This window comes from Streptomyces sp. P5F9 (assembly GCF_057961495.1).
In genome coordinates this window covers 1-14,062 of sequence record NZ_JBXVPZ010000247.1, presented here as the reverse complement: position 1 = coordinate 14,062, position 14,062 = coordinate 1, and the positions used below count along the sequence as shown (strand labels likewise).

The window sequence follows — 14,062 nt, the reverse complement described above, 5'->3', positions numbered from 1 at the left end:
CCCCGCAACGGCAATCGCACCCGCCGCCGCACCACCCTCCTCGCGGCCGTCGCCGTAGCCGTGGTCGTCGCCGCCACCGCGCTCGTCCCCCGTCTCGTGTCCGGCGGCGACGGTGGCGACGGCGGCGACCGGAAGCAGGACGCCGGGGCCGTGACCTCCACCGGACGCGGCACCTCCGCCTCCCCGTCGTCGAAGGCGAAGGCGACCTCCTCCCCCTCCTCCACCTCGCCCTCCGGCAGCGCGAGCCCCTCCGGGTCCGCCACGGCGAAGACCGGCACGTCCGCCGCCCCGAGCGACAAGGCCGGCGGCGCCGATGCGGCCGCGGCCGCCGTTCCGCTGACGGTGACCTCACGGCCGTATGCCTGGGAGAGTCCGTGCAGTCAGACCTACCTGGTCGACGAGGACGCGGCGAAGGTGCCGCCGCCGCCCACCGAGCAGGACGCGCCGAGCTGGGTGAGTGCGCTGGGGGCCGTCTCCGCGGGCAGCCAGTTCCTTGAGCTCACTGTTCAGGGCACCGGGCAGGAGACCGTCGTACTCCAGTCGCTGAATGTGCGGGTGGTGCAGAGCGGGTCGCCGCTGGCCTGGAACGCGTATGCCATGGGGTATGTCGGGGTCGGCTGCGGTGGCGGGGTGCCCACGCACTCCTTCGACGTCGGGCTGGACGCTACGCGGCCGGTGGCCACGCCGAAGTCTGGGCAGACGGGGCTGCCGTACAAGGTGAGCGAGAGTGATCCCGAGGTCCTGTACATCACGGCCGCCGCGGCGTCGCACGATGTGCGCTGGTATCTGGAGCTGGCGTGGACCAGCGGGACCCGCAAGGGCGTGCTGCGCATCGACGATCAGGGGAAGCCGTTCCACACCAGCGGAATGAGCGGGCGTCCGCGGTACGGCTATTCGCTGGACGACAGCGAGTGGGTACCGCATCAGGCCGACTGAGGCAAGCACAAGGCCGAAACCGGTATCCATTAGCCGGAAACGGCTCCCGGCATATCCCTCCCCGGCAGTACGCTCGTCCTACGGCAGCCCGGGACCCCGGCCCTCTCCGTGCAGTCCCTTTCCGCGCAACAGAGGCCCTGCGCAAGAAGGCGAAAGCCACTCTCTTACAGGGGAGATGGGGCACATGGGCCCGCATCCTGATCTGTTCGACGAACCAGGTGAACAACCGGACGGACAAACAGGCGGACAAGCAGGCGGACTGCGAGTGGTGCGGGGCGGCGGTGAGCTCGATCTGATGACCGTGCCTGCCTTCGCGCGCGAGCTGAAGGAGGCCCTGCACGGCGCGGGACGGCTCTTCGTCGTCGTCGATCTGCTCGACGTGACCTTCATGGACGGCAGTGTTCTGGAGCCGTTGAGCGCGGCCTGGGAGGAGTGTCGTGGGCGGCTCGGGTGGCTGCGCGTCGTGCACTCCCGGCCGGGGCCGTTGCTCGTGTTCCGGGCCGCCGGTCTGGTGGAGCGGTTCCCGCGGTACGCGAGCGTGCGGGACGCCTCGAAGGGTGTGCTCGCCGACCGCGCGCTGGAGCGCCGGGCCACGTAAGGTACGGCAGACGTCGGTCGGCGCATCGTCTCGAAGTGTCCCGGCGGCCGCGGAACGGAGCACGGTGATCAGCGACGGCATGGCCGAAGTCCTGCGGTCGCTGCGCCTCGGTGAGGGCGGCGATCCCGCGCAGGCCTGCGCCCGGGCGCTGGGTGCCGAGGGCGTCGCCCTGTCGCTGCTGGTCGGCGCCGACCGTACGGCCGAGCCGCTGTGGTGCCATCCCGGGCTGAGCGCCCGTTTCGAGGAGCTCCAGTTCACCCTGGGCGAGGGCCCCGGCCCGGAGGCCGTCCGTACCGGTGCGCCCGTGCTGGAGCCGGACCTGGACCGGGTGCGCCCCGAGCGGTGGCCGGTGCTGCTGCCGGCCGCGCGCGACATGGGTGTCCAGGGCGTCTGCGGGTTCCCGCTGGGCATCGGGGCGATCCGGGTCGGCGTACTGACCGTGCTCTGCGCCGGGGACCGACGGATCAGCGAGCAGCAGTACGCCGACGCCACGGCCCTGACGGCCGCGCTGACCGGCGTGTTCCTGAACGGGAACGGGCACGCGAACGGCACCGCACCCGGGCCGGACGCGATGCCGGACTGGCCGACCGGGCTGAACCGCCCCGTCGTGCACCAGGCGACCGGGATGATCAGTGTCCAGCTGGGCGTGCCCATCCAGGAGGCCCTGTTGCGCCTGCGGGCCCATGCCTACGGCAGTGAACGCCCCCTGGGAGAGGTCGCGGCGGACGTGGTCGCCCGCCGGCTCCGCTTCGGGGACGAATTGGACGACGATATGAGCGGGCCGTTTTCGCCCGACACTGGAGAGGGATGATGGTCATGGCCCGCGAACGACGTCTGGCCGAGATCTTCGTGGAGGTCGCGGACTCCCTGGTGGAGGACTTCGACGTCATCGACCTGCTGCACCGGCTGTCCGCGCGCTGCGTCGAACTGCTCGACGTGTCGGCGGCCGGCATCCTCCTCGTCGACGCGGACGGCGAACTCCAGATCATCGCCGCCTCGGACGAGCACACCCGCCTGCTGGAACTCCTCGCGCTCCAGCACGACCAGGGCCCGTGCGTCGAGTGCTACCGCAGCGGCGCCCCCCGCACCAACATCGACCTGACGCGCGCCGAGGCGACCGCGGCCTGGCCGCGCTTCGCGGCGCAGGCCCGCGAGACGGGGTACGTGACCACGCACGCCATACCGCTACGGCTGCGCAACCGGGTCGTCGGCGCGCTCAACCTCTTCCAGACCACCCCACACCGCCTCGGCGACGACGACATCGCGCTCGCCCAGGCCCTCGCCGACGTGGCCACCATCGCGGTGCTCCAGCAGCGCACGCTGGAGCAGTCGCACGTCGAGAACAGCCAGTTGCAGACCGCGCTGACCAGCCGCATCCTCGTCGAGCAGGTCAAGGGTGTGCTGGCGGAGCGCTGGAACACGTCCGTCGACGACGCCTTCACCGCGTTCCGCTCCTACGCCCGCGCCCGCCATCTGCGCCTGTCGGACCTCGCGGCGCAGATCATCGCGGGCGACTTCGACACCCGGACCATCCCGGCACCACCGCGCGCGTCGTAGCCGAGGTCAGGCGCGGCGGGCGGCGACCCGGTCCGCGGACGGCCAGTGCACGTCGTAGGCCCAACCGGCGCGCTCCATCAGGCGGATGACGGCGGCCGACGGGTCGATCTGGCCGCGGTCGACGCCGTGCCGGGCGCTGGTGGGCTCGGCGTGGTGGAGGTTGTGCCAGCTCTCGCCGAAGGAGAGCAGGGCCAGCGGCCACAGGTTGGTGGCGCGGTCGTGGCGCCGGGTGCGGAAGGGACGCTCACCGATCATGTGGCACAGCGAGTTGACGCTCCAGGTGACGTGGTGGAGCAGCGCGATCCGCACAAGTCCCGCCCACAGCAGGCCGGTTACGCCGTAGAGCCAGCTGCCGCCGATCGCCCAGCCGAGGCCGAACGGCAGCGCGAGCGTGAACAGGCACAGCCACGGGAAGGCGCGGGAGACGGCCCGGATGTCGGGGTCGGCGACGAGGTCGGGGGCGTAACGCTCGGCCGGCGTACGGTCGTTGCGGAACAGCCAGCCGACATGGGCGTCGAACAGTCCGTGCAGCTGACCGCGCAGATGGGTGCCGTAGCGGTACGGCGAGTGCGGGTCGCCGGGCCGGTCGGTGAAGGCGTGGTGGCGGCGGTGGGTGGCGACCCAGCCGATGACGTCGCCCTGGAAGCTCATCGACCCGGCGACCGCGAGCGCGACGCGCACGGGCCGGACCGCGCGGTACGAGCCGTGGGTGAGCCCGCGGTGGAAGCCGACCGTGACGCCGAGGCCGGTGACCGTGTAGAGGACGGCCGCGAGCACGATGTCGACGGGGTGGATCAGCCGCCCCCACAGCAGCCAGCCGGCCAGGCCGAGACCCACGAACGGCAGGACGACGATCGCCGCCGTGACCCCGACATAGATCCGGTCCCCGCTGTCCCGGACGGGCGCCGGGCCCTCGTCCGGCGGGAAGGGGGAGGTGCCGTCGTAGGGCGGGGGCGGCGGGCCGGTGCCCGCCGGGATTCCCGTCGTGGACGGGGTGGAGATGATCGACATGCCGGGACTCCTCGGCCTCGCTGCGGATGGCGCGGCCGGGGTCACGGGCTGCCCCTGTGAAGGGAAACGCGAGGACACGGCGCCGGAGCGGGACATCGGCGCGCGAAGGCCTCGGTCCTTCCACGGTACTCCGGCCCGCGCCGGAACGCGGTGGCCGGGAGCGCGCGACCGCCGCGTTGACACGAACCGTCGCCGCACGTTGACTGGCAGCACGGCGCAGGGCAGTGGCCGGTGCAGGACGATCCCAAAAACGCCTTCGGGCGGGACGGAAGCGACTCCCGATGATGTACGACCAGACACGCGCCCAACAACCCGCAGGCCAGAACCGGGTTCCCTCCGAACGCCGCACCCCGGGCCCGGAGCCGCTGCTCCCGTCGAGCGAGCGGGACAAGGTCCTCCAGAAGCTACGGCACGCCCTCAACACCTTCGCCGACACCCCGCGCGATGCCCTGGAGGAGGCGGAGAGCGCCTACGACGAGGCCACCGCACAGCTCGTGACCGCGCTCGCCGCCCGCCGCGACCTCCTCCGCGCCGCCTGGGCGGACCAGGACCCCGAGTCCCCGTCCGAGGCCGAGTCCGAGGAGTTCCGCAACGCGCTGCGGCAGTACCGCGAGATCACCCAACGGCTGCTCCAGCTCTAGCAGTTGGCTGTACAGGGAGGGTCTCAGGGGAGGTCGGTGGTCGTCATCCCGGGCCGGTCGCCCGGTTGATCGCCGACTCCACCGCCCCGATCCGCTCGGCCAGCACCCCGAGGGCCGCCACCGCACGGGCCAACGGGTCGCCCTCCTCCATGCCTCGCGACCGCACGTACGCCGCCTTCAACTCACCCCAGCGCACCGCCTGTTCGCCGGTCAGCGTGCCGCGCAGCTCCCCCAGCTTCAGCAGGTTCGCCTCGGCGCCCGTCCCCAGTGTCTGCGCCTCGGCGGTGTAGTGGTCGTCCAACACCGCTGACACCTCACGGGAGTTCATCACCGGCTCGATGCGCTGGGCGATGCGGTTCATGGTGCGGTACGACCCCTGGAGCCGGAACGGCGGTTCCGTGCGGGCCGCTTCCGTCGTCGCCGCCGACGCCATGTAGGCGGAGTTGACCGCGAGGACGGTGTTCCGGGCGGTGATGAGATGCCTCAACACCCCTACGATCCGGGCGAGTTCGGCGGGGTCGCAGGCGTAGGAAAGGCGGTCCGCGCGGGCGGTCGTGTCGCCTTCCGCCAGCCGGATCAGCAGGTCCAGGTCGGCGCGGTCGCGGCCGGCGAGCGGGGCGAGGACCGGGTTGGAGGTCAGCGCGTTCTCCAGGAAACTCAGGGCGAACACCGCCTCCTTGCCGGTCAGGACGTCGCCGAGGTTCCAGACGTCGGCACGGTTGGCCAGCATGTCGGGGACCCGGAAACGGCCGCCCGACTCGGTGTAGGGGTTACCGGTCATGCAGACGGCGAACCGTTTCCCCCGTAGGTCGTATGTACGCGGTACGCCCTCCCACACGCCCTCCACCTGCCGCGTCGCATCGCACAACGGGATGAATTTCTGCAGGAGTTCGGGCGAGGTGTGCTGGATGTCGTCGAGGTGGAGCAGCACGTTGTTGCCGGCCGCGAGCGCGAAGTTGACCTTCTCCACCTCCTGGCGGGCGGTCGCGTTCGGGGCCTCCGCCGGGTCGAGGGAGGTGACACCGTGCCCGAGGGCCGGCCCGCCGACCTTGACCAGGACCAGCCCGAGCCGGTCGGCGACGTACTCCATGAGGGTCGTCTTGCCGTACCCCGGCGGCGAGATGAGCAGCAGCAGGCCGCCCGTGTCGGTCCGCCGCCCCTCCCCCGTCGTACCGATCTGCCGCGCCAGGTTGTCGCCGACCAGTGGGAGATACACCTCGTCGACCAGGCGCCCCCGCACGAAGGACGACATCACACGCGGCCGGTACTCGTCGAGGCGCAGCCGGGCACGTTCCGCCGCCACGAGTGCCGTACGGCGACGCTGGTACGCGCGGTGACCGGGGACGTCAGACGCCCTGAATTCCCGTGTCCGGGCGAGGAGTTCATCGACCCGGAGCTGCAACGACCCCGCCTCGATGCGCGGGTGCGTGCCCAGCAGTCCCCCGACCGTCTCCGTCAGCCGCGCCTCCGACTCGTAACGCCGTACATCCGGGCAGAGTTCAGCGGCCACCGCCTCCGCGAGGTCGCCCGGGTCGGCCTCGGTGCCGGACGCCGTCGTGTACGCGGTCAGCCAGGCCTCGACCAGCTGGCGGCGGGCGGCCAGGTCGTCGACGGCGAGCACATCGTCGTCGTAGGCCGAACTCCCCGTCGTGCGGCGGAACTTGTCGAGGAGGGTACGTGCGGCGGCGCTGATCACGAAGCCCTCGGGGCCGGTGGTCAGTTCGTCGAAGAGGTACGCGGCGGCGGGCTCGCCGGTCCGGTCGGCCAGTTCTGTCAGGAAGTCGGTGACGGCCTGGGTCGGTCCGAAGGTGTCGCGGGCCCGCGCGAGCGAGCGCGCCCGGCGCGTCCAGCCCGCGCGCTCCTCCGCGCTCGTACCGTGCGTCCAGAACAGCAACGCCCTTGCCCGGGCGGCCGGTTCGTGCCGCAGCAGGCCCGCGCCCTCGTACCGGCGGAGCAGCGCGGTGAGGATCGCGGTCGCGTCGTGGTCGTGCACGCCGCGTTCGTAGCCTTCGTCGTACGACTCCTGCGCGGCCCGGCGGACCAGGGCGGCGAGGTCGGGTTCCTGGGCGAGGGACTGGGCGCCGTGTTCGTCGAGGAGGCGGGCGGCGAGGTGTTCGGCGCGGTAGACCCGCGGTGATTCGGAGGGCAGCGGGCGGTCCCAGAATCTGCGGGTGGCCGCGAACTCCGGGTCTGCGACCGGGGTTCGGTAGTCCGTGCCGGTGAGGGCGAAGACGAGACCGTCGCCGTCTCCTGCGGGGACCAGGGTGAGGTCGAGGGGCTCGGTGTTCACGGCGAAACGGTGGCGGCCCAGACGGAGGGTCCGGCCGCCGTCCGTGTAGAGGTCGGTGCGGTCACGCAGGGCGCGGACCGCCTCCTCGCGGGCCGCCGTGAGCCGGCCGGTCAGCTCCTCCGCCCTCATCCGGTCGCCCAGGTCCCGGAGTTGGTCGGCGGTGCGGCGGATCTTCGTCACCATCGGGTCGGAGGCGAAGTACGTACTGACCGCGTCGCCGTCGGCGAGCGTGGCCGCCCGGCGCCCCACCGTCTCCAGGACCCGGGTGGCCGAGGCCGCCAACTGCTCGGCTCTCCGGGCGCGTTCGTCGGCCAGGGTCTGCTTGCGGGCGGAGAAGGTCTCGTAGATCTCGGCGCGTCTGCCGGTCAGTTCGGCGAGGAAGTCGTCGAAGTCCGTGAAGCGGGCTTCGAGGTTCTCCAACTGGACGAGCAGTCGGGCGAGTTGGGCGTCGCAGGCCTCCGGTGTCGGCGCGTCCGCGAGCGCGCCGGTCACCGCCTGGCCCAGCAGCGCGAACTCGGCCGCGAACTCCGCCCGGCCCTCCCGGTCCTGAAGCTCCCTGCGCCGGGCGTCCAGCGTGGCGCGGGCCCGGTTGACCCCGCCCAGCACCTCGGCGATCCGCTCCAGGATCGACGTACGGACCGTGGCGTCACCGATGTCGAGCCCGGCGATCACCTCGGTCACCGTCCGCAGCCCGTCGGTGAGTTCGTCGAGCCGGGCGGCCACGGGTGCCGACTCGGCGACCGTGGCCAGCTCCCCCGCCTCCGCGAGCAGTTCCCCGATCACCTCATGGTGTCCGGCGAACGCGTCCTCGCCCGCCAGGAACACGACCGCCCGCTGCCCGAACGCCCCGAGCTCGGCCTCCGCCCCGGCCGCCGACTCCTCGATCCGCGCGGTGTCCGCGTACCGCATCTCCTTCAACGTCAGCAAGTGCCCCTGCGCCCGCCGGAGTTCGGTCAGCCCGGCGACCCAGCCCGCCGCGTCCCGGGGCGCCTCGCCCCGCAGCCGCCGTACGAGCCCGGTGAGCCGTTCCATGGCATCGGCGAGGGCGTCGGCCGCGCGGGCGGTGAGCGTCCGGACGGTCTCGAACTCGGCCAGGACCTGCTCGGCCGTGACCCGGACGTCCTCCAACGGGCCGCTCAGATCGCCGAGTTCGGCGTCCCCGAGCCAGTGGTACGAGTCCGCCGCCCGGACACACGCGCCGACCAGCGCCTCGTACACCTCCGCCGTGGGCTCCATCCCGGCCACCGCCCCCGCGAGGGACAGACAGTCGGAGATGCCCCGCACGAGATCGGCGTTCCCCACGCGGAACAGCGGCCCGGAGCCGACGAGTTGAGCGGCGGCGTACGTGTCGGAGACATACGGAGTACGCCACACCCGCAAGGGATGAACGCGAGCCGCCTCCCCCTCCGCATCCGCGCGCAGCACCATCAGCGTGCCGTCCCCGAAGAGCGCCCAGCCCTGGCAGGACAGCGGGTTGGCGACCTCCTTCCGGATCACGTTGTACGGCAGCAGGAGGCTCCGCCCCGGCACCCGCGCCCGGTACGCGAACAGCACGTCCTCACCGTTGGGCGAGCGCACCACGCGCTCCAACTCCAGCCCGGCGGTGTCCACTTCGAAGGTCTTCCACACCCCCGTGGCCAGGCAGTACCCGCCCGGGAACACGATCCCCTGCTCCTCGGGAAGCCGATGGCACGACAGCCCGATCCCGTCGAGCCGTACGACAGCCTTGGTCAGCGTGTTGAAGACCAGACAGCGCCGGGCCTCCTCCTTGTACGGACGCACACGCAGCAGCATCAGCGCCCCCACCCGCGCATACGCGATCTCCGCGTCGGCCGGCGACTGCAAGGGCTCGTCCACCGGCTCGGAGTAGATCCCCTCCCCCGTCTCGGTGTTGTCCTCCACCTTGACGGTGAGAGTCCCGCCGACCGTGTCGACGTACAGCCCGTCCTGGATCCGGACGTGCGGATGCCGGCCGGGGACGAGGTCCTCGCGGGTCGTCTCCGTCCAGTCGACGTCGTACGGCGGCGGGAAGACGTGGTCGCGTTCGCCGTGCGCGTCCAGGAAGGTCGCCGACCGGCCGTCGTCCGTGAGCGCCCAGCGCAGGACCCGGATGTCGTCGGCCTTCTCGCCGGTGCGGAAGACGGCCAGCAACTTGCCTTCGAGGCGCCGGAGTTGAAGCAGGCGGGCCTGACGGTAGTACCGGTGCAGGGCGGTGAACTCCCGCACGAAGTCCGGGTCGTCGAGGAGTCCGGGTACGGCGTCCTCGGGCAGTCGGCGCAGGTCGTGGCAGTCGTGCAGGGCGAGGACGTCGGCCACCGTCGTCTCGCGGGTGACGCCGAGGGAGACCTGGCGGCCGAAGAGGAGGGTGTCTCCTACGGCGACGATGTCCCGCGGCGCGGCCGGGTGCTCGGTGTCGAGGCGTTCGGTGCCGGTGAGTTCCAGGCGGGTGGAGCCGAACTCCTCGGTGCGGCGGGCGTTGAGCGTCTCCGCGCGGCGGGCGAGTTCGGCGGCCTGTGCGGCGAGGCGGTCGCGCAGGACCTCGTAGGTGCCGGTGTCCAGGCCGGTGGTCATGGGGTCCCTCTCGGATTCTCAGGGGGTGAGTCCGGAACTGCCGTCCCCTGTGCGGCAGTTCCGGACCGTTGGTGGGGGTCGGGCCGGTCAGGCCTTGACCGGGTGCCCGTTGAGCGCGGCCAGCGGGGTGTCCGCCAGGCCCAACTCGCCTGCCTTGTCCAGCAGTTGCCGTACCTGACCGGCGTTCGCCGAGTCCGAGGTCATCAGCTTCATCAGCAGCGCGGACACGGTGAGGTTCTGCACGTCGGCCGTGGAGACCGGGCCGAGGACGCGGGCGAGGTCGTCGGCGATGTTCGACGTGCCGTCCAGCCAGGGACGCGCCAACGCCTGTGCCGTCTGGGAGTTCTGGACGAATCCGTCGACGCTCTTGCCGAACGAGATCGACGACATCAGCCGGTCGAGGAAGACCGAGTCGCCGCCGACGATGTCGATGTCGGCGTGCTCAAGGCCGGTCGCGAGGACCGTGGCCTGCGCCTGGGCGACCTGCCGCTGCACGTCGAGCCCGGCCAGCCGGATCTCCTTCTCGGCCTGGAGCCGCAGCCGGTACTCCTCGTGGCCGCGCGAGGCGTCGTCGAGGGCGGCCATCGCGGCGGCCTTCTCGGTGAGGCCCTCCGCCTCGGCCTTGAGCTTCTCGCCGATGCCGGTGGCTTCCGCGAGCGCGTTCGCCCGTACGCCCTCGGCCTGCGCGAGCACCTTGGCCTGCGCACCCTCGGCCTCCGCGAGCGCCTTGGCCCGGGTGCCCTCGGCCTCCGCCCGCAGCCGGGCCTCGGTGCCTTCCGCCTCCGCGCGCAGCCGCGCCCCCGTCGCCTCGGCCTCGGCGCGGCCGGCCTTCACGGTGACCTCGGCCTCCTTGTCGCGGACCTGCACCTCGGCGAGTCCGGCCGCGGCCGCCTCCGCCTGGATGCCCTCGGCGAGCCGCAGCTTGGCGCGGGCATCCAGGTCGGCGGACTTCAACCGGGCCTCGGCGAGGGTGAGTTGCTCACCGGCGCGGTGCTTGGCGGCGGCCTCCGCGGCCTCGGCGCCCTTGATGTCCTTGACCAGCTTCTCCTGCGCCTCCGCCTCGGCGGCGATGATCACCGACTGGCGGGTGCGCTCGGCCTCCTCGACCACCCGCAGCTTCTTGATGGCCTCCTCCTGCTCGGCCACCGTACGGTCCACGGCGATCCGCTCCCGGACCACGTCCGCGACCTCGCGCCGCTCCGCCTCGACCTCCTTGTCGCGGGCGATTCCCGACAGGCTCGTCTCCCGTTCCCTGGCGATGACTTCGAGGAGCCGGTCCTTCTCGATGCGCTCGTTCTCGACGGCGATGACCCGCTCGCGGTTCTTCTGCGCCACGGCGATCTCGCGGGCCTGGTTCTCGCGCTGGACGCCGAGTTGCTCCTCGGTACGGAGGAAAGCGGTCTGCGCGCCCAGCCGTTCCTCCTCCTGCACCTTCGCGGTGGCGGACTCCTCGCGTGCCCGCAGGACCTCCACCTCACGGCGCTGCTTGATCTCCGCCTCGGCCTGCCGGCGTTCCAGCTCCAGGATGGTCTCCCGGGCGTCGACGTTCTGCCGGGTGATCTCCTTCTGCTCGGTGCGCTGGAACTCGTTGGTGCGGACGTGCTCGATCGTGGTCAGCTCGGTGATCTTGCGGATGCCCTGCGCGTCCAGGATGTTCTGGTTGTCGAGCTGGGTCATCGGCGTCTGTTCGAGGAAGTCGATGGCCGCGTCGTCGAGGTGGTAGCCGTTGAGGTCGGTGCCGATGACCTGGATGATCCGGTCCCGGAACTCCTCACGCTTGGTGTAGAGATCGACGAAGTCCAGCTGCTTGCCCACGGTCTTCAGCGCCTCGGAGAACTTCGCGGCGAAGAAGTCCTGGATCGCCGCCGGGTCGCTCGCCGTCTGGGTGCCGATGGCCTGCGCGACCTTGATGACGTCCTCGACGGTCTTGTTGACCCGCACGAAGAAGCTGATGTGGATGTCGGCGCGGATGTTGTCCTGGCAGATCAGGCCCTCGCGCCCGGTGCGCCGGATCTCGATGGTCTTCACCGAGATGTCCATGAACTCGGCTTTATGCAGCACCGGCAGCACGACCGCACCGGTGAAGGTGACATCGACCTTCTTCGTCTTGGAGACGATCAGCGCCCGCCCCTGCTCCACCTTCCGGAAGAGCCGGCCGACCACCAGGAGCAGGGTGAGCGCGATGAGCAGGACAACGGCGACAAACACACCGATGCCGACGGTGATGGCATTCATGACATGGGTCCCCAAGAGATGAGAAGGGTGGTCGACGAGCAGGCAGGGATCAGCGAGTGAGAGCGGCGAGCGGAGGTCAACGAGCGTGCGGGCGGCCTGAGTTGGCGGCCTATCCCGTCGTGCCGGGGCCGGTCCGCGGGTCGAGCGCGCTGTCGTAGGGCGCGACCCAGAAGAACTCGCCGGTCTCGTCGTAGGCGTAGAGCAGTCCGGTGCTGCCGCCGGCGAGGGCGTCGTTGCCCGTCTGCCGGACCTGGACCACCGCGGCCGAGCCGTCCGCCGACCTGACCTCCGCCTGTCCGAACCCGGCGTCGACCCGCCCGGTGCGGATCGTGCAGGTCAGCCCGACGAAGTCCAGCCGGGACGGCCCGTGTTCGTCGGGGAACAGGCGGTGCAGGGGTCGTACGAGCAGCTTGGTCGCCTGCCAGGAGACGTACACCGTGACGGTCAGCACGACCGCCCCGACCAGGACCCCGACCGGGCCGGACGGGACGAGCAGCACGCTCGCGCAGTAGCTGATCAGCCAGCCGACGGCGGTGAACAGCGAGAAGGCGAGGGTCACCGGGACCCCGCCGAGCCCCCAGCCGCCGGAGTGCGCACGGGAGTTGAGGTGAACATGGGCGTGCCCGTGGGCGTCCGCCGCGCCCAGCGCGACCAGCAGCCAGAACAGGACGACCACGGTGAGCGCGGCGGTGAAGACGACGGTGGGAAAACCGGTCGCGGCAGCGAAGAACGCCCCCATGATCCCGGCCCCCCGTTCCCTGTCCGATGCCCGTCGCGTTCAGCACGCGCCAAGAGTGTGAAGACTCCGGGGAAGCGCGGATCGCGGTCCCGGTGCAGGACACCTGCCGGTGTCCGGCACCGGAACCTTCCGCGGTGCTCCCCTGGCGCCATGGTGCACGCGGGGTGCGCGCCCGCGCATTGCCGGAACCCGGCAGTGTTCATTAGGGTCTTGATGCCGATGACGCGCTAAGAAAGCGTCACCAGGGCGTCAAGAAAAACGGGGGCGGAGTTGCCGGAGCGCGACATACCTGAGCACTATCTGGCGGGGTACGCACCGCTCCTGGCGGAGGTCGCCGGCACCGGACGCCGCCTGACCCGGGCCGAGTTGGCGGCCCGCCGCGCCCTGGGCGAGCAGGCGGCCGAGGCCGGTCACGGACTGCGCTCCCTGGTCAACGCCCATCTGGCCGCCACCCGCGCCGCCTGGCCGCAGACCCCCGGCGCCGCCGACTGCACCCTTGCCGCGGTGCAGCAGGTGGTCGACGCCTTCGCCGAGGGCTACGAACGCGCGCAGCGTCTCGCCGTACGCCAAGAAGAGGCGGCGCGGCGGGAGTTCATCGACGACCTGCTCTACGGCCGCAGCGATCTGGGCCGGCTCGCGGAACGCGCCGAGCGCTTCGGCCTGCGCCTCTCCCACTCGCACGCGGTCGCCGTGGTCCAGGGCCCGACGCCGTACGACGAGAGCGCGCCGGTGCCGCGTCAGGTGGAGCGCGCGATGATCAGCCGTTTCGGTGACCGCAGCATCCTGCTCACCACGAAGGCGGGCCGGATGCTGTGCGTCGCGCCCGGCGACCAGGACGACATCCTCGCCCACTTCGCCAAGCAGGCGTACGCCGCCGCGGAGGGCGCCCGTGCGGCGATCGGCCGGCCGCAGCCGGGCGCGGGCGGGATCGTCCAGTCGTACGAGGAAGCCCTGAACACGCTCGAACTGGCCGAGCGGCTCAATCTGGAGGGCCCCCTCCTGCGCGCCGCCGACCTGCTGGTCTACCCGGTGCTCACCCGCGACCGGCAGGCGATGGCGGATCTGGTCCTCGACGCGCTGGGCCCGCTGACCAGGGCGCGCGGCGGTGCGCGCCCGCTGCTGGACACCCTGTCGACGTACTTCGACGCCGGTTGTGTGGCGGCGGAGTCCGCGCGCCGGCTCTCGTTGAGCGTGCGCGCGCTGACGTACCGGCTGGAGCGCATCCACCAGCTGACCGGCGCGGACCCGGCGGACCCCGGCCAGCGGTACACGCTCCAGACGGCGGTCATCGGGGCCCGCCTGCTGGACTGGCCCGACACGGAGCTGTGAGGAGCCGGGACGCAAAGAGCGACCTCGCGCCCGGATGGATCTACGGCGGCGTGGTCGCTCGGGGTGTGCGGGGACGTGCGGGCGGAGGCGTCAGCCCAGGGTGGTGCCGATGTACGAGGTCGATTCCGGGCCGGAGTCCGTGGGGTTCTCCGTGG

The 14,062-nt window shown here is 71.8% G+C and carries 10 protein-coding genes; 6 read left to right on the top strand and 4 right to left on the bottom strand.

The annotated features are described in order from the left end of the window. The 4 genes from AC31A1_RS31585 to AC31A1_RS31570 form a co-directional block, all read left to right on the top strand. A partial coding sequence (locus tag AC31A1_RS31585; protein ID WP_489656603.1) for a transcriptional regulator occupies positions 1-936 on the top strand: 936 nt, incomplete at its 5' end. 175 nt (positions 937-1,111) lie between these two features. After that, positions 1,112-1,534 carry an STAS domain-containing protein gene (locus AC31A1_RS31580; protein ID WP_489656602.1) on the top strand — a complete coding sequence of 141 codons (423 nt, stop codon included), beginning with the start codon at positions 1,112-1,114 and terminating at the stop codon, positions 1,532-1,534. A gap of 64 nt (positions 1,535-1,598) precedes the next feature. Next, positions 1,599-2,345, top strand: a complete 747-nt coding sequence (locus AC31A1_RS31575) for a GAF and ANTAR domain-containing protein (RefSeq protein WP_489656601.1) — start codon at positions 1,599-1,601, stop codon at positions 2,343-2,345. Continuing rightward, positions 2,342-3,091, top strand: a complete 750-nt coding sequence (locus tag AC31A1_RS31570) for a GAF domain-containing protein (protein ID WP_489656600.1) — start codon at positions 2,342-2,344, stop codon at positions 3,089-3,091. The genes AC31A1_RS31575 and AC31A1_RS31570 overlap by 4 nt, the downstream gene beginning before the upstream one ends. A 6-nt stretch (positions 3,092-3,097) precedes the next feature. Here AC31A1_RS31570 and AC31A1_RS31565 read toward each other — a convergent pair whose 3' ends face one another. Then, complete coding sequence (locus tag AC31A1_RS31565) at positions 3,098-4,102, bottom strand: acyl-CoA desaturase (protein WP_489656599.1); 1,005 nt, start codon at positions 4,100-4,102, stop codon at positions 3,098-3,100. 281 nt (positions 4,103-4,383) lie between these two features. On the opposite strand from AC31A1_RS31565, the gene AC31A1_RS31560 reads away from it, so the two are divergent. After that, complete coding sequence (locus AC31A1_RS31560) at positions 4,384-4,743, top strand: hypothetical protein (RefSeq protein ID WP_393751180.1); 360 nt, start codon at positions 4,384-4,386, stop codon at positions 4,741-4,743. A 43-nt stretch (positions 4,744-4,786) separates the two neighbouring features. Here the strand turns inward: AC31A1_RS31560 and AC31A1_RS31555 are convergent, their stop codons facing one another. From AC31A1_RS31555 to AC31A1_RS31545, 3 genes are all read right to left on the bottom strand, one after another. Next, the gene (locus AC31A1_RS31555; RefSeq protein WP_489656598.1) at positions 4,787-9,604 is read right to left on the bottom strand and encodes a DNA repair ATPase; all 4,818 of its coding nucleotides are present in this window, start codon (positions 9,602-9,604) and stop codon (positions 4,787-4,789) included. A gap of 87 nt (positions 9,605-9,691) precedes the next feature. Then, a complete protein-coding gene (locus AC31A1_RS31550; RefSeq protein WP_489656597.1) occupies positions 9,692-11,839 on the bottom strand; it encodes a flotillin family protein in 2,148 nt (715 codons plus the stop codon). Between the two features lie 109 nt (positions 11,840-11,948). Beyond that, complete coding sequence (locus AC31A1_RS31545) at positions 11,949-12,578, bottom strand: hypothetical protein (protein WP_489656596.1); 630 nt, start codon at positions 12,576-12,578, stop codon at positions 11,949-11,951. Between the two features lie 270 nt (positions 12,579-12,848). Here AC31A1_RS31545 and AC31A1_RS31540 point away from each other — a divergent pair, with 270 nt between their 5' ends. Further along, the gene (locus AC31A1_RS31540; RefSeq protein ID WP_489656595.1) at positions 12,849-13,907 is read left to right on the top strand and encodes a PucR family transcriptional regulator; all 1,059 of its coding nucleotides are present in this window, start codon (positions 12,849-12,851) and stop codon (positions 13,905-13,907) included. Positions 13,908-14,062 lie beyond the last annotated feature (155 nt).

Bases quoted from the DNA above. Each gene is read 5' to 3' on its own strand.
- AC31A1_RS31550 (WP_489656597.1), bottom strand. From the start codon at position 11,839: ATGAATGCCATCACCGTCGGCATCGGTGTGTTTGTCGCCGTTGTCCTG.
- AC31A1_RS31545 (WP_489656596.1), bottom strand. From the start codon at position 12,578: ATGGGGGCGTTCTTCGCTGCCGCGACCGGTTTTCCCACCGTCGTCTTC.
- AC31A1_RS31580 (WP_489656602.1), top strand. From the start codon at position 1,112: ATGGGGCACATGGGCCCGCATCCTGATCTGTTCGACGAACCAGGTGAA.
- AC31A1_RS31560 (WP_393751180.1), top strand. From the start codon at position 4,384: ATGATGTACGACCAGACACGCGCCCAACAACCCGCAGGCCAGAACCGG.
- AC31A1_RS31570 (WP_489656600.1), top strand. From the start codon at position 2,342: ATGATGGTCATGGCCCGCGAACGACGTCTGGCCGAGATCTTCGTGGAG.
- AC31A1_RS31565 (WP_489656599.1), bottom strand. From the start codon at position 4,102: ATGTCGATCATCTCCACCCCGTCCACGACGGGAATCCCGGCGGGCACC.
- AC31A1_RS31555 (WP_489656598.1), bottom strand. From the start codon at position 9,604: ATGACCACCGGCCTGGACACCGGCACCTACGAGGTCCTGCGCGACCGC.